This is a genomic window from Kluyvera ascorbata ATCC 33433, assembly GCF_000735365.1.
GTDB lineage: Bacteria > Pseudomonadota > Gammaproteobacteria > Enterobacterales > Enterobacteriaceae > Kluyvera > Kluyvera ascorbata.
The window spans coordinates 1-17,797 of record NZ_JMPL01000028.1; the positions used below are offsets into that span (position 1 = coordinate 1).

16 protein-coding genes are annotated in these 17,797 nt (G+C 54.6%); 1 reads left to right on the forward strand and 15 read right to left on the reverse strand.

Annotation, left to right across the window (positions count from 1 at the left end):
- The 15 genes from cpsG to GKAS_RS09405 form a co-directional block, all read right to left on the reverse strand.
- Positions 1-1,205, reverse strand: a 1,205-nt coding sequence (gene cpsG, locus GKAS_RS09335; protein ID WP_035893729.1) for a phosphomannomutase CpsG, incomplete at its 3' end; no start/stop codon positions are given.
- A gap of 103 nt (positions 1,206-1,308) precedes the next feature.
- On the reverse strand, positions 1,309-2,745 hold the full coding sequence (cpsB, locus tag GKAS_RS09340) for a mannose-1-phosphate guanyltransferase (protein WP_035893730.1): 1,437 nt from the start codon (positions 2,743-2,745) through the stop codon (positions 1,309-1,311).
- 3 nt (positions 2,746-2,748) lie between these two features.
- Complete coding sequence (wcaI, locus tag GKAS_RS09345) at positions 2,749-3,972, reverse strand: colanic acid biosynthesis fucosyltransferase WcaI (protein ID WP_035893732.1); 1,224 nt, start codon at positions 3,970-3,972, stop codon at positions 2,749-2,751.
- The gene (locus tag GKAS_RS09350; protein WP_035893734.1) at positions 3,969-4,448 is read right to left on the reverse strand and encodes a GDP-mannose mannosyl hydrolase; all 480 of its coding nucleotides are present in this window, start codon (positions 4,446-4,448) and stop codon (positions 3,969-3,971) included. The genes wcaI and GKAS_RS09350 overlap by 4 nt, the downstream gene beginning before the upstream one ends.
- A gap of 3 nt (positions 4,449-4,451) precedes the next feature.
- On the reverse strand, positions 4,452-5,417 hold the full coding sequence (gene fcl, locus GKAS_RS09355) for a GDP-L-fucose synthase (protein WP_035893736.1): 966 nt from the start codon (positions 5,415-5,417) through the stop codon (positions 4,452-4,454).
- Positions 5,418-5,419: 2 nt separating this feature from the next.
- The gene (gene gmd / locus GKAS_RS09360; protein ID WP_035893738.1) at positions 5,420-6,541 is read right to left on the reverse strand and encodes a GDP-mannose 4,6-dehydratase; all 1,122 of its coding nucleotides are present in this window, start codon (positions 6,539-6,541) and stop codon (positions 5,420-5,422) included.
- Positions 6,542-6,565: 24 nt separating this feature from the next.
- Positions 6,566-7,120: a colanic acid biosynthesis acetyltransferase WcaF gene (wcaF, locus tag GKAS_RS09365; RefSeq protein WP_035893740.1), complete on the reverse strand. Its 555-nt coding sequence runs from the start codon at positions 7,118-7,120 to the stop codon at positions 6,566-6,568.
- A 9-nt stretch (positions 7,121-7,129) separates the two neighbouring features.
- On the reverse strand, positions 7,130-7,876 hold the full coding sequence (gene wcaE / locus GKAS_RS09370; RefSeq protein ID WP_035893742.1) for a colanic acid biosynthesis glycosyltransferase WcaE: 747 nt from the start codon (positions 7,874-7,876) through the stop codon (positions 7,130-7,132).
- An 8-nt stretch (positions 7,877-7,884) separates the two neighbouring features.
- Complete coding sequence (wcaD, locus tag GKAS_RS09375; RefSeq protein WP_035893744.1) at positions 7,885-9,108, reverse strand: colanic acid polymerase WcaD; 1,224 nt, start codon at positions 9,106-9,108, stop codon at positions 7,885-7,887.
- Positions 9,083-10,300, reverse strand: coding sequence for a colanic acid biosynthesis glycosyltransferase WcaC (gene wcaC, locus GKAS_RS09380; protein ID WP_035893746.1), 1,218 nt, complete (start codon positions 10,298-10,300; stop codon positions 9,083-9,085). Before wcaC ends, wcaD begins: the two co-directional genes overlap by 26 nt.
- Positions 10,297-10,788, reverse strand: coding sequence for a colanic acid biosynthesis acetyltransferase WcaB (gene wcaB / locus GKAS_RS09385; RefSeq protein WP_035893749.1), 492 nt, complete (start codon positions 10,786-10,788; stop codon positions 10,297-10,299). The genes wcaC and wcaB overlap by 4 nt, the downstream gene beginning before the upstream one ends.
- Entirely contained in the window at positions 10,788-11,630 is an 843-nt protein-coding gene (wcaA, locus tag GKAS_RS09390) for a colanic acid biosynthesis glycosyltransferase WcaA (protein WP_035893751.1), read from the reverse strand. The genes wcaB and wcaA overlap by 1 nt, the downstream gene beginning before the upstream one ends.
- 103 nt (positions 11,631-11,733) lie before the next feature.
- The gene (wzc, locus tag GKAS_RS09395) at positions 11,734-13,896 is read right to left on the reverse strand and encodes a tyrosine-protein kinase Wzc (RefSeq protein WP_035893753.1); all 2,163 of its coding nucleotides are present in this window, start codon (positions 13,894-13,896) and stop codon (positions 11,734-11,736) included.
- Positions 13,897-13,898: 2 nt separating this feature from the next.
- Entirely contained in the window at positions 13,899-14,342 is a 444-nt protein-coding gene (gene wzb, locus GKAS_RS09400) for a low molecular weight protein-tyrosine-phosphatase Wzb (RefSeq protein WP_035893755.1), read from the reverse strand.
- 5 nt (positions 14,343-14,347) lie between these two features.
- Positions 14,348-15,481 (reverse strand): polysaccharide export protein, encoded by a 1,134-nt coding sequence (locus tag GKAS_RS09405; protein ID WP_035893757.1) that lies wholly within the window; start codon positions 15,479-15,481, stop codon positions 14,348-14,350.
- A gap of 656 nt (positions 15,482-16,137) precedes the next feature.
- On the opposite strand from GKAS_RS09405, the gene GKAS_RS09410 reads away from it, so the two are divergent.
- Entirely contained in the window at positions 16,138-17,721 is a 1,584-nt protein-coding gene (locus GKAS_RS09410; protein ID WP_035893760.1) for a TerC family protein, read from the forward strand.
- The last annotated feature ends 76 nt before the right edge of the window (positions 17,722-17,797 follow it).

Genomic DNA, 17,797 nt, shown 5'->3' on the forward strand with positions numbered 1-17,797 from the left:
AGCGCGCTGCTGGCGAAATGTGCTTCCACGCGGGCAATCGCTTCCGATGGCGCTTTCAACTGGCTGTTGATTTCGCCGCTAGCCGGGAACGCCGCCATGCGGTCGTGCACCAGTTGCCCCAGCGTTTTGCCCTTCAGGCACAGCAGCTCGCTCACCAGCAGCCACGGGATCATGCCGCTGTCGCAGTAGGCAAAATCGCGGAAGTAGTGGTGGGCGCTCATCTCGCCGCCGTATACCGCGTCGTCCTTACGCATGCGCTCTTTGATAAACGCGTGGCCGGTTTTCGACATCACCGGCGTGCCGCCTGCGGCAGTCACCACGTCAACGGTGTTCCAGGACAGACGCGGGTCGTGAATAATGCGCGCGCCCGGGTTTTTCTCGAGGAAGGCTTCCGCCAGCAGGCCGACGATGTAGTAGCCTTCGATAAACTGCCCTTGCTCGTCGAACAGGAAGCAGCGGTCGAAGTCGCCGTCAAAGGCGATGCCCATATCTGCACCGTACTTCAGCACCGCATCGCGGGTGTCATCGCGACACTCCGGCAGCAGCGGGTTAGGAATACCGTGCGGGAAGTTACCGTCCGGGTCGTTGTGTACCTTAATCAGGCTGACCGGCACGTTCAGTGCTTTAAAGCGGGCTTCCAGTGCGTCAACCACCGGGCCTGCCGCACCGTTACCGGAGTTGATAACCAGCTTAAGCGGCGTGAGATTTTTTACGTCGATATAGCCAAGCAGATGGTCAACGTAGGCATCGCGCAGGTTAATCTGCTGATAGCTACCGCGTTTAGCCTCATCAACCGGCGGGAAGAAGTTCTCTTCCGCCAGGCGCTGAATATCGCGAAGCCCGGTGTCACCGCTGATAGGGCGCGCGCCTTCGCGTACCAGCTTCATGCCGTTGTAGTCCATCGGGTTGTGGCTGGCGGTCACTTCAATCCCGCCGTCCACGCCTAAATGGAAGGTGGCAAAATAGATCTCTTCGGTACCGGCAAGGCCGATATCCAGCACGTCCACGCCCGCATCGCGCAGACCGCGCGCCAGCGCTAATTTCAGCGCTTCGCTGGTCAGGCGAACATCCCCGCCCAGCACCACGGTTTTGGGTTTCAGGTACTCGCCATAGGCGCGGCCAATGCGGCAGGCAATCTCTTCGTTGAGCTCTTCGCCCAGCTTGCCGCGGATGTCGTAGGCTTTAAAACAGGTCAGTTTTTTCATGTTTTTACCTTTCTTCAGGCAGCAGTTAGCCCTGACCGGTGAGGGTCATTATTTTCGTATCGTGAATTGCCGGATGGCGCCTCGCTCACCCGGCCTACAAGAGTTAGACGCGCCCGTAGCGGTCGGCGAATCGCACCACGTCGTCCTCTTCGAGATAGGCGCCAGAGCGCACTTCAATCAGGTCGAGCGGAATTTTCCCCGGGTTTTCCAGGCAGTGGGTGACGCCCAGCGGGATATAAATTGACTCGTTTTCACCCAGCAAGGTGATTTCATCATTGAGGGTTACTTTGGCGGTGCCAGCTACCACAATCCAGTGTTCAGCCCGGTGGTGATGCATCTGCAGAGAGAGTCCCTCGCCCGGCTTCACGGTGATGCGCTTCACCTGGTAGCGGTCGCCAGAGTCGATAGAGTCGTATTTGCCCCATGGGCGATAGACTTCGCGATGGATATGGTGTTCGTGACGGCCATCGGCCTTAATTTTCTCGACCACCTTTTTCACGTCCTGCACCGCGTTGCGATCGGCGATAAGCACCGCGTCTTTGGTCTGCACCACCACCAAATCCTTTACCCCGACGGTCGTCACCAGGCCAGATTCCGCGTACACATAGCTGTTTTCGGTTTTATGGCTTATCACATCACCGTGGTGCACGTTGCCTTCCGGCGTATGGTTGCTGATTTCCCACAGCGATGACCAGGAGCCCACGTCGCTCCAGCCTGCGTCCATCGGCACCACCACCGCGTCGTTGGTCCGCTCCATGACGGCATAGTCAATGGATTCGTCAGGGCAGCTCAGGAACGCCTCTTCATCAACGCGAATAAAATCGAGGTCCGGGTCGGTCACATCCATGGCTTTTTCACAGGCGCTGAGAATATCCGGGCGGTATTTGCCGAGCTCTTCCAGGTAACGCCCGGCACGGAACAGGAACATGCCGCTGTTCCAGTAATATTCACCGCAGGCAACGTAGGCCTGAGCGGTTTCAAGATTCGGTTTTTCGACAAACTGCGCGACTTCAAACGCCAGCGCGTCACCCTCGCCTGGGGTGACGTCACCGCGACGAATGTAGCCATAGCCGGTTTCCGGCACATTAGGGACAATACCGAAGGTCACCAGCTTGCCGCTTTCAGCATAAGGCGTGGCTTCACGTACTGCGGCACGAAAAGCGTCTTCATTCTGGATAACGTGGTCTGCCGCCAGCACCAGCATCAGCGGATCGTTTTCCGGTTCACGGCGCCTGGCTGCCAGCGCCGCCAGGGCAATGGCCGGCGCGGTATTACGCCCGGCCGGCTCGAGAATGATGTTCTCAGTCAGCTTGTTCAGTTGGCGCAGTTGTTCAGCCACAATAAAACGGTGCTGCTCGTTGCAGATAACCACCGGACTTGCGCACTTGACCCCATCCAGACGATTCACCGTGGCCTGCAGCATCGTCATGTCCCCTTTCAGGCACAGGAACTGCTTGGGATATAGCACTCGGGACAATGGCCACAGGCGGCTGCCCGAGCCACCGGCCATCACGACCGGGAAAAGCGTAGATTGACTCATCGTTTAACCCCGAATATCAGCAATAAATTGGTTAAGAACGTGCTCTTTTTCGAGCGAGCGTTCTGCCCAGGCGCGGGCAATCGCATTGCGTTTTGGCATGCTCAGCGCCTGTTGAATCCCTTCCACCAGCGACGGAACCGATTCAGGCATAACGCACACTGCGATGCCTGGATTGTCGAGACACAGCTGTCCGAGCTCGGTGTCCGCTTCTGCGGTAATCACCGCGTTGCCGCCCACCGCCAGAATATTGGTCAGTTTGGACGGCAGCACCGCATCCGCCGCGCCACGCTTCTGAATGACCAGATGGCAGTCGCCCATCGCCAGCAGGGCGGGTAAATCTTCATAGGATTGCAGCGGCAGGAACTTCACGTTGTCCAGCCCGCGTTCAGCGGCCATTTTTTCCAGCCGCGCTTTGCCGCCGCCCTGGCCGACAATCACAAACAGCAGCGGCTGTTCGCGAAGCTGAACAGCTGCGCTAATCACGCTTTCCAGCCCCTGTTTTTCGCCAATGTTGCCGGAATAAAGCACTATTTTGCGGTCATCGGGCAGCCCCAGGCGCTGACGCAGCGCGATAATCAGCGTCTCAGGTACCTCGCGAAAACGCGATACTTCTGACCAGTTAGGGAAGAAGATCACCTTCTCCGCCGGAACGCCCTTCTCGCAGGCTTTATTCATCATCGAACGCGAGATAGTCGACACGTTGTCGACGTTGTGCAGCCCGCTGCGTTCAAAGGCGCTGGCAAGCCTGGCCACTTTTCCGGATTTGCCGTTACCGGCCATGCCCAGCCCTAACATCGCGTCGACTTCGTAATCCTGAATATGCAGCAGCGTGCGCGCCCCGGAGAGTTTTGCCAGCAGGCGCATGCCCGGCGTACAGAACAGGGTCGGCACCACGCCGATAATGCGGTCCGGCTTCCAGCGACGCTGGGCCATCAGCGGGAAGAAGCTGCTGAGCGCGAAGCTGCCAAGATGCAGCAGGCGCTTGAGCGTCGAGGGCTGCTTTGGTACGTACAGCGGGCAGCGCCACACCGTGGCCTCACCCTCTTCCCGGCGGTAGCGCCAGCTTGAGTAGTTCACTCCAACCTGCCATTGCGGGTAGTACGGCGGTGCGGTAATCACCCGCACTTCGTGGCCCTGTCGCGCCATCCATTCCACCATTTCGCCGGTATATTTGCCGATGCCGGTCAATTCAGGCGAGTAGTTGATGCCATACACCAGAATCTTCATAAGCCCGGTACCTCGGCCATTTTGTCGACCCGGAAATAGGCACGGCTGTTTTCGTGGACGTTATCCGCCGCCAGTAGGGCCTTAGGGCTCATCCAGCGATAGTCGTTATGCTGAGCTTCTGGCAGCGTGAGCGCATCAGCGTCCACCTGCAGGCGGAACCCCAGCACGATGTAATGGGTGGAAAAATCCGTACCCGAAAAGTTGTCATCGTAGAAATGCTGCCAGACGCCGTAGAAGCGGCCTGCCGTCATCGGCAGGCTCAGTCCCAGTTCCGCCAGGGTGAGGCGGGCAAAGGCCTCGGCCAGCGGTTCATCTTTCTGTACCCGGCCGCCAGGGACAAACCAGAATCCCTGCGCTGGACGGTTGGTGCGTTTACCCAGCAGAAACTCGCCCTGCGCGTTCTCGACGATCAAATCGATAGAAATGAGCGGCGTAGACTGCACCACGGTGGCAAACGCCTCCTCGTTCAGAAACATGCGTTACCCCCGGAAGCGGTGCTGGTTTTCAAGGAACCACTGGTAGGTACTGGCAAGACCAGCCTCCAGCGAAATCTCGTGATACCAACCCAGTTGATGCAGACGCGATACGTCGAGCAGCTTGCGCGGCGTCCCATCCGGCTTGGTGGCGTCAAACACCACGCGGCCTTTAAAGCCCACCACTTTCGCCAGCGTCTGCGCCAGCTCGCGGATGGTACAGTCAACGCCGGTACCGACGTTGATGTGCGACAGCATTGGCTGCGTGTTTTCAAGCCACACGCTGCGGTCCAGCTCCATCACGTGAATGCTGGCAGCCGCCATATCATCGACATGAAGGAACTCGCGCATAGGGGTGCCGCTGCCCCACACCACCACGTCGGCATCGTTCTTCTGCACCGCCTCGTGGAAGCGGCGCAGCAGCGCCGGGATCACGTGGGAGTTGCTCGGGTGGAAGTTGTCGTTCGGCCCGTACAGGTTGGTCGGCATCACCGAGCGGTAGTCGCGGTTATGCTGACGGTTGTAGGATTCGCACAGCTTGATACCGGCGATTTTGGCAATCGCGTACGGTTCGTTAGTCGCTTCAAGCGTGCCCTGCAGCAGTTCGCTTTCGTGCATCGGCTGGTTGGCCATCTTCGGATAAATACAGGATGAACCGAGGAACAACAGCTTGTTCACGTTGTGCGTATGCGCTGCGTGAATGATGTTGCTTTCAATCATCATATTTTCGTAGATGAAGTCCGCCGGGAAGGTGTTGTTGGCGACAATACCGCCCACCTTCGCCGCCGCCAGATACACCTGAGTGATATTTTCGCGGGCGAAGAAATCGTTCACCTCGCGGCTATCCAGCAGATTGAGTTCGTCGCGGCTGCGCAGAACCAGATCCACGTCGCCGCGCTGCTCAAGCTGTCGGACGATGGCAGAGCCCACCATTCCCCGGTGGCCCGCCACAAAAATACGTTGTCTGGTCATACTCAAGACTCCAGCGCGATCGCCACTTCGTAACCGTGGGATTTGAGCAGGGAGTGTTTTTTCGCCGCTTCGAGGTCTTTGGCGACCATTTCAGAGACCATCTCCTGCAGGGTGATTTCTGGTTTCCAGCCCAGTTTTTCGTGCGCTTTGGTTGGGTCGCCGAGCAGGGTTTCCACTTCAGCAGGACGGAAGTAACGTGGGTCAACGGCTACCATCACATCGCCCGGCTTCACACCCGGCGCATCATGACCGGTCACGGAGACCACAATCCCCTTCTCTTCCACGCCTTTGCCTTCAAAGCGCAGTTTAATACCGAGCTGTGCTGCGGCCATTTCGACGAACTGACGCACGGAGTACTGCACGCCGGTGGCGATAACGAAATCGTCCGGCTGTTCCTGCTGCAGCATCATCCACTGCATTTTGACGTAGTCTTTGGCATGGCCCCAGTCACGCAGGGAGTCCATGTTGCCGAGGTACAGGCACTTCTCCAGACCCTGGGCAATGTTGGCAATCGCGCGGGTGATTTTGCGGGTCACGAAGGTTTCGCCGCGGCGCGGGGATTCGTGGTTGAACAGGATGCCGTTACAGGCGTACATACCATAGGACTCACGGTAGTTAACGGTGATCCAGTAGGCATACAGTTTGGCGACGGCATACGGCGAGCGCGGATAGAACGGGGTGGTTTCTTTCTGCGGGATCTCTTGTACCAGGCCGTACAGTTCAGAGGTAGACGCCTGATAGAAACGGGTTTTCTTCTCCAGGCCCAGGAAGCGAATGGCTTCCAGCAGGCGCAGCGTGCCCATCGCATCCACGTCAGCGGTATATTCCGGGGATTCAAAGGATACGGCCACGTGGCTCATCGCCCCCAGGTTATATACTTCATCCGGCTGCACTTCTTGCAGGATGCGCGTCAGGTTGGAGCTGTCGGTCAAATCGCCGTAGTGCAGGTGAAATTTCGGGTTGCTGCTGTGTGGATCCTGATAGATGTGATCGACACGTTCGGTGTTAAAAGAGGAAGCACGACGCTTGATCCCGTGAACTTCATACCCTTTTTCCAGCAGCAGTTCCGCCAGATAAGAACCATCCTGCCCGGTTACGCCGGTAATAAGTGCGACTTTCGACATTATATTTTCCTCAAATAGTCCCGTTTAGGGAGTAACTTTCTCAACGCGTTGACGCGTGACCACTGCGGGATTGCCACGGCAAATCACATTTGCCGGTAACGATTTAAAAACGCTGCTTCGCGCACCAACGATGGTGCCGTCGCCAATCGTTACACCGGGTGCAACAAACACATCCGTTGCCAGCCAGCATTTCTCACCGACCACAATAGGCGCGGCGTTAATATCAAAATACGCGCTCTGATAATCGTGGCTGCCGGTGCACAAATAACATTTCTGTGAAACGACTGAATTTGCCCCAAGGGTAATATCACCAAGGGTATATAACACTGCGTCATCGCCAACCCACGCATAATCACCGATGGTTAATTTCCACGGATAGGTGATTTTCACCGAGGGGCGAATCACTACGTTTTTTCCTATTTTCGCGCCAAACAAACGCAATAAAAACGCACGCCAGCGGTAGAGTATCTGTGGAGACCAGGCAAATAATGTTGCCTGCACCGCCCACCAAATTTGAACTTTAATGCCTCCGGCGCCGCGAAAACCTTTGGGTACCGTAAAGCCAGATAAATCCTGCATTCTGCTTCCTTATGCTTTGTGATATAAGGCTTTCGTTTTTCCGGTCGTCCGCAGGCGTAATAAATAAGATAATTCCGTCAGCACAGCTGGCATGCGTAATATTTCACGCTGAACTTTTTTAGCATCCTGACACAGTTGCAGATTATTAGTGGTTGACACACCGCCCATCGAAAATTCCGACACCAGTCCTTTAATTCGCTTAAAGGCATAGCCTGACTTATACATTCTGGCGGCAAGCGCATAATCTGACGAAACACGATACTGCACATCGTAAGGATAATTTTTCAGCCCACGCAGCGGGAAGAAAATAGCCTGATGGCTGGCCGGTAGACTGTGGTAAATATACCAGCCCTGCTTCGCACTGCGGCGAACCTGGGTGCCGTCACCGAAGTCGAGCATGGCATCGCCGAGGTACATGGCATCATCAGGCTTACCGCGCAACTGACGGACAAACTGCGAGACGTCAGGGTGAAAGCTGTCACCAGAATTGAGGAACAGAACAAACTTCCCCTGCGCCATGCGGATGCCTTTATTCATCGCGTCATACAGCCCTTTATCCGGCTCGCTGACATAGCGTAACTTGTACTGTCCATTACGTTTTTCGAGAAATTCCGCGGTGCCATCTTCAGAGCCGCCATCGACCACAATCCACTCAAAATCGAGGCTGGGATCGTTAGCCAGATGCGCCAGCGAGCGCCAGGTTTTCATCACACCATCGTAGTTGCGAAACGCCACGGTAATCACACTTAACAACATGTTTCACCTCATCTGCTGTCGGCAATATTCAGCGCTTTACGCAGAATAAAAGGACACACAATTAAAAATGCATATTCCGGGCTAAATATCGAACCGGTAAAAAATAATGACACCGGCGTAAAAAGATACAACTGCACGGCGAAATTGCGATTATTCCCAAAAGCGTTAATGAACATTTTGAAAACATAATACAGATAGCCAGCCGTTAATATTACGGCAAACCATGAAAAATAAATCATTAACAGGTACAGACCATTGTCTATTGTTTTTCCGACATCCGCACCGTTAAATATTCCGAATGATGCAACATATTCGTAAAGAGAACCGAATCGCACCACTCCATCAATGCTGGTCAATGAATAACCAACCATCACCAGCGGGCCGATAATACGATAATATGAGGATGACCCTTCCGTTCCCAGGTCGCCAAGACGTTCCGCAATATACGGACCGGCAAATATCAACCCGACAAAGAATGCGCCTAATGAAATAATTGCCAAGGGCAATTTCTTCTTGATCGCCTCTTTATTCAGATACTGAAATGCCCACTCCAGCAGGTAAAACAAGATAAATGTCATTACCCCGGAGAACGACCCTGAAAGAATTATCCCTGCGAGAATCATAGCATCAGATTTTGGGGTTTTGATACCAAACTGTTTGATGCAGAGCCAAATTGAGATTAATGCCAGAGCGAAGAATGCCGGTTCAAAATAGAGGGCCGTGGTACGCTTACCGCCGAACTTGATAAAGTTCAGAACATAGCTATTGCTGTATATAAGATATTTCGAAATCATCTCAATCAGGCTACTGCTGCCCGAGAGGATAATTTGCATCATTTCCAGCGCGGCAATCATCACCACGATGCCGATGACCACGTAAAAGAAGCGCAGGATCTTACGATGGTTATGCGGAGAAATCGTTTTAAAACGAATGCTCCACACCATGCCAATGATGATAACGATGTAAACAAACAGCATCGTCGAGGTGACGTATTTACTCGGGTCCAACGACTGGCCGAACACGTAGTTAAACAGCGTCAGCCCTACGCCCACCCCAAGGGCGATCATCAGCTTTTTCAGGTTAATGCGTTCAACGAACAGCAGCAGCAGGAGCGGGAGAAAGGTCACGATGGTGATGGGAAAACTCTCGCCAAGCTGCGCCAGTTTGACGTTTACCAGCAGGTAGATTAACGGTAGCAGCAAATAGCTACAGACTCTGATAGAACGAGACATATTCCTCCAGCATCTGTTGTCCGCTATAGGCCTTGCGGCTGCGGGCGCTAAATTCACCAAGCGTGGTGCCAAACACCGCCTGGGCTATCTCCGCTTTCGTTCGCTGCACCAGCGAAATGACCGCACTTTCATCCACCGTATGGCCGCCGGATTTTTCCAGCACCTCTTTTGCCGCATCGCTATGGGTAGCAATGACCGGGACACCAATCGACAGCGCTTCACAGAGAATGAGCGGATAGTTATCAACGCGGGAGCTAAACAGCAGCGCGTCAAGCTGGTTTAGCTCGCTCATCAGTTGGCGCTTATCGGTCAGAAAACCGTGGTTCACCACGTTGGTGCCTTCAAACGGAGAAAACTTACCGAAGGTATGAATTTCCACGTTATCGCCAAGCGCCATCATCTCGCGCACCAGGCGCTGGTTGGTTTTGCCGTCGTAGCGCAGGTCGTGCGCAACCACGGCAATTTTTGGTCGAGGCGTAGTCACCGTCATCGGCTTCAGATCCGCCAGAATTGCCTCCGTCGCCACATCAATACCGTTATTGATAATCAGGCAGCGCCCCGGGCCATAAAGGCTATTAAAGGCGTCTGCCACGTGCTGGCTGGGGGAGATAAACTGGCAGCCAAGTGCCAGCATGCGACGGAAGAGTTGGCGCTTTTCTTCCACCTGCTGATGCGCGCGGTCTACCTTTACCGGCGGATAGTTCTCCAGCGTCGGGCACTTCTGGCAGCCGCTTTTCCAGCCATCGCAGCCGTCGAGAAACGCACAGCGTCCGGTCACGCTCCAGTGGTCGTGCAGCGTCCAGACCAACGTGACGTCCGCTTTGTGCGCTTTGACGCGCTCGCAAAAATCAATCACCTCGGTGAGATTCAACCAGTAGCTGTGCATCACATGAAAATGCAGTACCACCGGACCCTCAGTGCGAGTCACCTGACGGTAGAGGTTATTCAGATTGCCAAACAGGTCGCGGTTAAACAGACGGAACAGCGCAAGATTCGCCATCGAGGTCAGGCGTGTGGTCTGCTTCATCACCTGCGGGTAGCTGTCGTGGCTGACGCTTTTTTTGCCACCTTTACCGTAGCCATAGACAAACTGCGATGACAATCCCTGACGCAGCGCACGCTGATGCAAGTCCAGCGCAACGCCCGCCGCGCCGCCTTCGGCCAGGCGCACGTTAAATTGCATAATATTCATTTAATGACCTTCACTCTCGCCTTCTCCCCCACGACAAGCGCGTGGTCGGGAATATCGTCCAGCACCACGCTGCCCGCGCCGATAGTCACATGGTTGCCGATGGTGATGCCGCCAATAATCACCACGTTCGCACCCAGTTCCACGCCGTTGCCAAGCGTTGGGCACGCCAGGCTATTCGGGCCGCGGTTGCCGAGCGTAATCCCGTGGCGGATGGTTAAATCATCCCCCGCGACGACGTTTTTATTGATGACCACCGCATAACCGTGGTGAATGGTGAAGCGTCGGCCAATGGTTGCCGCCGCCTGAATTTCATAGCCAAAGAAGCATTCGGTGATAATGCGATAGAGCACCAGCACCGGCGCGGCCCACAGATTATTGAGGACGTTTTTTTTGCGCCACACCGAGCAGAAATGAGCAATACGATAGGCCGTCACCATGCAGCACGGACGCAGGCTCCAGCTATTGGCACGTAAATCTTCCAGTAGCATTATTTGCTCCGTAATCCATCAACCCAACGCTTGCCGTTGCGCACTGACAGCAGGGTCAGAAACGTCTTCCAGGTCATGCGCTTATTGCGGATCTGGTACAGAGTGAACAGCTGGTACTTCTTGCTGGCACGGTCAAACTTCTCTTTATGCTTGCGATAGAAGCTGAAATAGCCGGAGAATTTTTTCGGCGAGGAGGTTATCTGCATTTCCCCGTGGTTGATGTGCAGGATTTGCGTCGCCGCCTCAATTTTCCACGGTTCACCGTAGGCCATCACCATACGCAGGAAGATGTCGTAGTCCTGCGCCGCCTTTAGTTCGGTATCAAACAGGCTCTCTTTAAAACGCCACGCCCAGCTAAAGACCTGGTTGCCAATGATGTTGCGTTTGTAGAACAGCTCGCGAGAGAACGGTGATTTCGGGTACAGCGGCAGGCTCGCTGGCTGCGAATACACCTCCCCTTCACAGACGTAGTCGTTGGCGTAGAGAAACGCGTGGCTAGTGAGCTGCTGTTTATCCGCCAAAAAGGTCGAGAGCCGCGTTGGCGTCCACTCGTCGTCGTCGTCGATGCCGGTAATAAACTCGCCTTTGGCCTGTAAAATCGCCTGATTGCGCACTGCACAGGCGCCGGAATTAAAATCGTTGCGGGTATACTGCACGCGGCTATCGTTCAGTTCGTCGATGTACTGCTGGAGCTGCTCGAAGCTGCTGGAACAATCATCGACGATAATCATTTCCCAATGGGGATAGTCCTGGCGCAGAACCGACTTGATGGCGCGAATCGCCAACTGCTGTCGGTTCCAGGTCGGCATATAGATGGAGATCAACGGGTAGTCTGTTGTCATACGATATCCCTTATGGAGTAGCCCGGCCGAGTGAAGCGACGCCGGGAATGCCCCGGAGTCGGCGCTCGCGCGCCTCGTCCGGGCTACAGGTGAGGTGTAAAAATTATTTTGAGTCCGACTGATACTCGTATTCGTAGTAGCCGTAATCCTGATAACCGGTAGCACGACGGAAGATAGAGTTGAGGATCACCCCTTTCACCGCGATGCCGTTCTGTTCGAAGCGGCTCAAGCTGGTCTCTACTTCTTTGAGCGTGTTCACCGCATAGCGTGTGACCATCAGCGTGGTACCGGCATGGCGTCCCACAATCGCGGCATCGGTCACCGCAAGAATTGGCGGCGTATCGATCAACACCAGGTCGTAGTTCGCACTCCCCCACTTCAGCAGTTCGCTAAAGCGCTCCCCCATCAGCAGTTCAGACGGGTTCGGCGGGATTTGTCCGCGAGGAACGAGGTCAAAGTTGGCAACCGACGTTTTCTTCGCACACTGTTCAATCGGCGTTTTGCCCACCAGCACATCCGACAGGCCGTTATCGTTGGTGGTGCCGAGCAGTTCGTGGGAGTAGCCCTTACGCATATCGCAGTCAATCATCAGCACGCGCTTGTTGGTCTGGCTAATCACCGCCGCGAGGTTGGCGCAGACGAAGGTTTTACCGATGGAAGGACTCACGCCGGTCATCATCAGCACGTTGTTTTGCGCCTGCATCATGGCGAAGTGCAGACTGGTGCGCAGGCTACGAATCGCCTCTATTGCGAGGTCAGTAGGGTTACCAACCGCCAGCAGCTGACTTTGCTTATAGCGCTTCACGCCGTTAACGCTCTTCACGCTATCGCGGGATTTCTGCCATTCAGAAAGTGGAATGCTGGCGTAAACGTTAATACCATGTTCTTCCAGCACCTGCGGGCTTTCGATACCGCGATTAAACAGCGAGCGCAGCAGTACGCCGACAATCGACAACATCAGGCCAAGAATAATGCTGCCAAGCACAATTAGCGCTTTCTTCGGTTTTACCACGCCCGGCTGGGTAATCGCCGGGTCAACGATACGCACGTCGCCCACGGTGCTCGCCTTGGTGATTTTCAGCTCCTGCTGTTTGTTCAGCAGCTGCATATACACCTGCTGGCCGGACTCCACGTCACGGGTCAGGCGCACAATTTCCTGCTGGGTTTTTGGCATCGCGGTGACGCGTTGGCTCAGCTTCGCCTTCTCTTCTTCCAGCGCACGACGTTTCTCCAGCAGCGTGCGGTACGCCGGGTGAATTTTGGTGTAGAGCTTGGAGATTTCAGCTTCGCGGAAGGTCAGTTCATTCAACTGGGCATCGATGTTCACCATAGAGTCGAGTACCGATTTTGCTTCCAGCGGCAGGTCGACGGAGTCTTTCTGTTGACGGTAGGCGTTCAGTTTGTTTTCAGCGATATCAAGCTGGCTACGTACCTGCGGGAGCTGAACTTCAAGAAACTCCAGGCTCTTTGCCGCCTCTTCGGATTTACGCGCCACGTTCTGCGCAACGTAGTTGCGGGCAATACTGTTGAGGATTTCGCGGATCTGATCTTTATCTTCCCCCACCATGGTCAGCGTCAGCACGCCGGAGTCTTTACCATCTTCGGTAACGCTCAGGCTATTTTGCAGGGTATTGATCATCCCCAGGGTCGAGTATTTGGTGACCGTAAAGCTGGCCCCTTCATCGGCGGCAATCCCCGCAACCATTAGCGATACGCCGCCTTTGTTGACAGGCTCACCCACTTTGCCATCAACGCTGAAACCGCTATCGTTGCTAAAGCGGAAGGTGGTTGGACTCAGGACATCAAGCGTAAAGGTGCTATCGGCCATCGAAGCCGGACGCTCGAAGGTGGTGACTTTGACGGTCTGGTTCTGACGCCCCATTAAGCGATCCCAGCCTGCCCCGAGGATCGGGAAGGTGTTTTTGCTGACCGCAATATCGAGGTCCAGGTCATCGACGGTTTTGCCCAGTACCAGACGCGAAGTGATCATCTGGATCTCTGCCTCAGAGGCAGGTGGCTTGCTGGTTAAAGCGTTACTGATGTCCTGCACCAGCGCACTGCCCTGATTCTGCTCAATACGTACCAGCGCATCGGCGCTATAAATCGGTGTAGCAAAGATGGCGTAGACAATCGCGGCGGCGGCGAACAGCGCGGTAATGCCAACCACCCACCACTTCGCTTCAATAACGGTCCCCACCAGGCGGCCAATATCAATCTCATCACCGCCCGAGGCCGCCGGGCTTATTTGTTTTACTTTATCAGTCATGGTTATCCCTGCTGAGCTTTCAATGCCTGCGCCCACTGGCTGGCAGACCTGTCGAGTAACTGGTACACCGCTTCAAATGCTTCGCGACTTTTGCGATACGGATCGGGGATTTCTCGTTCGTTATCCCAATGCCCAAAAAGCATCACTTTGCCGCGCATCTCCGGCGCCATTTCATGCAGGGTGGCAACGTGTCGCCTCTCCATCGCCAGAATGAGATCGTACTCCCGGCACATACGTCCGGAGATTTGCCGTGCGCAGTGCCCTTCAAGGGAAATGTCATGCACCGCTGCGACGCTGGCGGCGCGCTCATCCGCCGCTTTCCCGACCAACGCCCCCAGCCCTGCCGACTCGACGGTGACCGCCGGGAGATGACGGCGTAACAGACGCTCCGCCGTAGGGGAACGGCAGATGTTCCCCACGCATACCACGAGAATTTTGTTAAACATGTCGGTTACCAGTCGTGAATGTCTTTTGCCGTATCGGTCATGTAGCGAACGCCACTGATGGTCGGCAACAGTTGGTTGATCAGACGGTTCCAGCGGGCAACCGGTGCGGTAGTGACGTAAACCACGTCGTAAGGCTGCAGAACAAAGTTGGTCGCCATCACCAGCGAGGTCGCATCGGACATATCCAACTGGTAAATGTTAGCCATCTTGCCGTTGTTGCCCTCTTTGGTCGGACGAATCACGAAGATACCGCTCGCATCCGAGGTGGTCAGGTCGATACCTTCCGCCTGGCCGAGCGCTTCGGTCAGCGTCATGCCGCTGAAGTCCATTTTGAGCGTACTCTGTTTCTTCACTTCGCCCATCACGAACACTTTCAGGTCGTCGTTGCGCGGCACAAACAGAATGTCGCCCGGATAAAGCAGACGGTTCTGGCTCAGATCGCCGTTCTGCATCAACGCCTGAACGGAAATACGCTGTTCGCGGCCATCGTGCGTCAGCACCACGTTGCGCCAGTCGGCCAGTTCGCCCAGCCCACCGGCAGCGTTAATCGCATCCAGTACGGTCAGCGGTACGTTGGTGATCGCCTGCTGGCCAGATTTATTCACCTGGCCGGAGACATAGACTTTCTGCGAGCGGAAGGCGGCGACGTTCACGTCAACCTGCGGGTCGGTAATATAGGCTGCCAGCCGCTGGGTGATGGTCTGGCGGATTTCCGCCAGCGTGCGGCCTTTAACCTGCACTTTGCCGATGTAGGGATAAAAAATGGTGCCGTCAGGCTGGACCCAGTTGCCGGTATCGCTGGAGCTACGATATTGCCCCGCCGGAGTCGTCAGCTCCGGGTGGTCCCAGACGGTGACGTTCAGAACATCGCCCGAGCCCACGCGGTACTGGTAATTGCTTAACTCCTGATCCAGCGACATGTTGGGCTGCGCGACGTTAGGACGCGGGCGTAATTGTTCAATCAATCGCGGGGTCAGCGGATAAACATTCACCATTCGGCCAATGTCATAATCAGCATCCTGCTGCTTAATCACATCTTTTCCGTAGGTAGACATATTGCTGCCTGGAAGTATGGTGCAACCACTCATCAAGGTTACCGACACCAATAATGGCATCAATTTTAGTTTGGATTTCATCATTGATTATTTATCACTTTGGCAGAAAATTATCCTGTGCGAATTAAATTAATCCGTACCATTTGATTACCCTAACACTCACCATGCATTTATTTGCCGGTGAATATAACTGGCATATATCTGAAAAAAGTTTGGATTCGTCCGCAGGCTATTGACAGAATAATCGAGGCTTTGCTTCACGCTTTCAGGCACGCTACCGCCCTTGGCTCTCAGCTACCAATTCACCTAAAAATCATGTTGTTATGAGGAATCCAGCCACGCTAAAAATAAACGTAGAGAATATTCCTGGATATATAATGCAGGGATTTTCATTCCTGCATGACTATTTCATGACGTACCTCAATGGCTATTCCATTCAGTACCGGTAGAATTGTTGCAGCTAAGCGAATAGCAGGCAAGGTTAGCCCCGCTTAAAAAATAATTTTAAGAATAAGATTAAGATCAATATCGTATGACTTTTTAGGATTTTCTTTATATTGACAACTTTAGTACCGCGCCACTGAAAATATATTCTCAATAATAAACCCAAGGCCATTTCTCGCTATTATTTCCTGACGTACATTGGTTTTTTGCCGCGAGAAATCGCAGCCAAACGTTGCAATTTGCCGTCGCTTTATCCATGATCAATTCGTCAAGTAACATAAGGTTTTAACCAACGTATGGAATGGATTGCCGATCCGTCTATTTGGGCGGGACTCGTGACGCTGGTCGTCATCGAGCTGGTTCTCGGAATTGATAATCTGGTGTTTATCGCCATCCTCGCAGAAAAGCTGCCACCAGCCCAACGTGACCGCGCGCGCGTCACCGGCCTGATTCTGGCGATGCTTATGCGTCTACTTCTGCTGGCCTCTATCTCGTGGCTGGTCACCCTGACGAAACCGCTGTTCAGCATTCGTGATTTTACCTTCAGCGCTCGCGACCTGATTATGCTGGTCGGCGGCTTCTTCCTGCTGTTTAAAGCGACGGTAGAGCTCAACGAGCGATTAGAAGGAAAAGATAACGATAACCCGACACAACGGCGCGGCGCGCGTTTCTGGGGCGTTGTGGCGCAAATCGTGGTGCTGGATGCGGTCTTCTCGCTCGACTCGGTCATCACCGCGGTCGGCATGGTCGACCATCTGGCTGTCATGATGGCGGCGGTTATTATTGCCATCAGCCTGATGCTAATGGCCAGTCGGGCGCTCACCCGCTTTGTGAACAGTCACCCAACGATTGTCATTCTGTGTCTGAGCTTCCTGCTGATGATTGGCTTCAGCCTGGTGGCGGAAGGCTTTGGCCTCGTCATTCCGAAAGGTTATCTGTACGCCGCTATTGGCTTCTCGGTGATGATTGAGTTCCTGAACCAGCTGGCTATCTTCAACCGTCGTCGCTTCCTCACCGCTAATCAGTCGCTGCGAAGCCGTACCACCGAGGCGGTGATGCGCCTGCTGAGCGGTAAAAAAGAGGATGCAGAACTTGATGCCGGCACAGCTTCATTGCTGGTAGACCAGGACAGTCAGCAAATCTTCGACCCGCAGGAACGGCGGATGATCGAGCGCGTGCTGAATCTCAATCAGCGTACGGTAAGCAGCATCATGACTTCCCGTCATGATATTGAACACATCGATCTCAGCGCGCCGGAAAGCGAAGTGCGCGCGCTGCTGGAGAAAAACCAGCATACCCGCCTGGTGGTAACCGGCGGTAATGATGAAGAGGATTTACTCGGCGTCGTACACGTTATCGACCTGCTGCAGCAGTCGCTGCGCGGTGAGCCGCTGGATCTGCGCGTGTTAATCCGCCAGCCATTGGTCTTCCCGGAAGCGCTGCCGCTGTTGTCGGCGCTGGAACAGTTCCGCAACGCACGTACCCACTTCGCGTTCGTGGTGGATGAGTTTGGTTCGGTTGAGGGGATTGTGACGCTGAGTGACGTGACGGAGACCATCGCCGGTAACCTGCCTAATGAAGCAGAAGAGATTGATGCGCGCCACGACATTCAGAAGAATGCCGACGGTACGTGGACCGCGAATGGGCATATGCCGCTGGAAGATTTGGTACAGTACATCCCGCTGCCGCTGGACGAGAAGCGCGAATATCACACCATCGCCGGGCTGTTGATGGAACATCTGCAGCGTATTCCTAAAGCCGGTGAGGAAGTGCAGATTGGTTTGTGGACACTCAAAACGCTGCAGGTAGAAAGTCACCGCGTGCAGAAAGTGCAGATCATTCCGCCGCCGCAGAATGATGAGTGGGATTACGAGGTGTAGTAAGGAATCTGTCCCGGCGGCGCTTTGCTTGGCCGGGCTACTGAATATCATGAATAAATAAAACCCGGCAGAGCTT

Coding starts and splice junctions, on each gene's coding strand:
- cpsB (WP_035893730.1), bottom strand. CDS start 2,745: ATGAGTCAATCTACGCTTTTCCCGGTCGTGATGGCCGGTGGCTCGGGC.
- wcaI (WP_035893732.1), bottom strand. CDS start 3,972: ATGAAGATTCTGGTGTATGGCATCAACTACTCGCCTGAATTGACCGGC.
- GKAS_RS09350 (WP_035893734.1), bottom strand. CDS start 4,448: ATGTTTCTGAACGAGGAGGCGTTTGCCACCGTGGTGCAGTCTACGCCG.
- fcl (WP_035893736.1), bottom strand. CDS start 5,417: ATGACCAGACAACGTATTTTTGTGGCGGGCCACCGGGGAATGGTGGGC.
- gmd (WP_035893738.1), bottom strand. CDS start 6,541: ATGTCGAAAGTCGCACTTATTACCGGCGTAACCGGGCAGGATGGTTCT.
- wcaF (WP_035893740.1), bottom strand. CDS start 7,120: ATGCAGGATTTATCTGGCTTTACGGTACCCAAAGGTTTTCGCGGCGCC.
- wcaE (WP_035893742.1), bottom strand. CDS start 7,876: ATGTTGTTAAGTGTGATTACCGTGGCGTTTCGCAACTACGATGGTGTG.
- wcaD (WP_035893744.1), bottom strand. CDS start 9,108: ATGTCTCGTTCTATCAGAGTCTGTAGCTATTTGCTGCTACCGTTAATC.
- wcaC (WP_035893746.1), bottom strand. CDS start 10,300: ATGAATATTATGCAATTTAACGTGCGCCTGGCCGAAGGCGGCGCGGCG.
- wcaB (WP_035893749.1), bottom strand. CDS start 10,788: ATGCTACTGGAAGATTTACGTGCCAATAGCTGGAGCCTGCGTCCGTGC.
- wcaA (WP_035893751.1), bottom strand. CDS start 11,630: ATGACAACAGACTACCCGTTGATCTCCATCTATATGCCGACCTGGAAC.
- wzc (WP_035893753.1), bottom strand. CDS start 13,896: ATGACTGATAAAGTAAAACAAATAAGCCCGGCGGCCTCGGGCGGTGAT.
- wzb (WP_035893755.1), bottom strand. CDS start 14,342: ATGTTTAACAAAATTCTCGTGGTATGCGTGGGGAACATCTGCCGTTCC.
- GKAS_RS09405 (WP_035893757.1), bottom strand. CDS start 15,481: ATGATGAAATCCAAACTAAAATTGATGCCATTATTGGTGTCGGTAACC.
- GKAS_RS09410 (WP_035893760.1), top strand. CDS start 16,138: ATGGAATGGATTGCCGATCCGTCTATTTGGGCGGGACTCGTGACGCTG.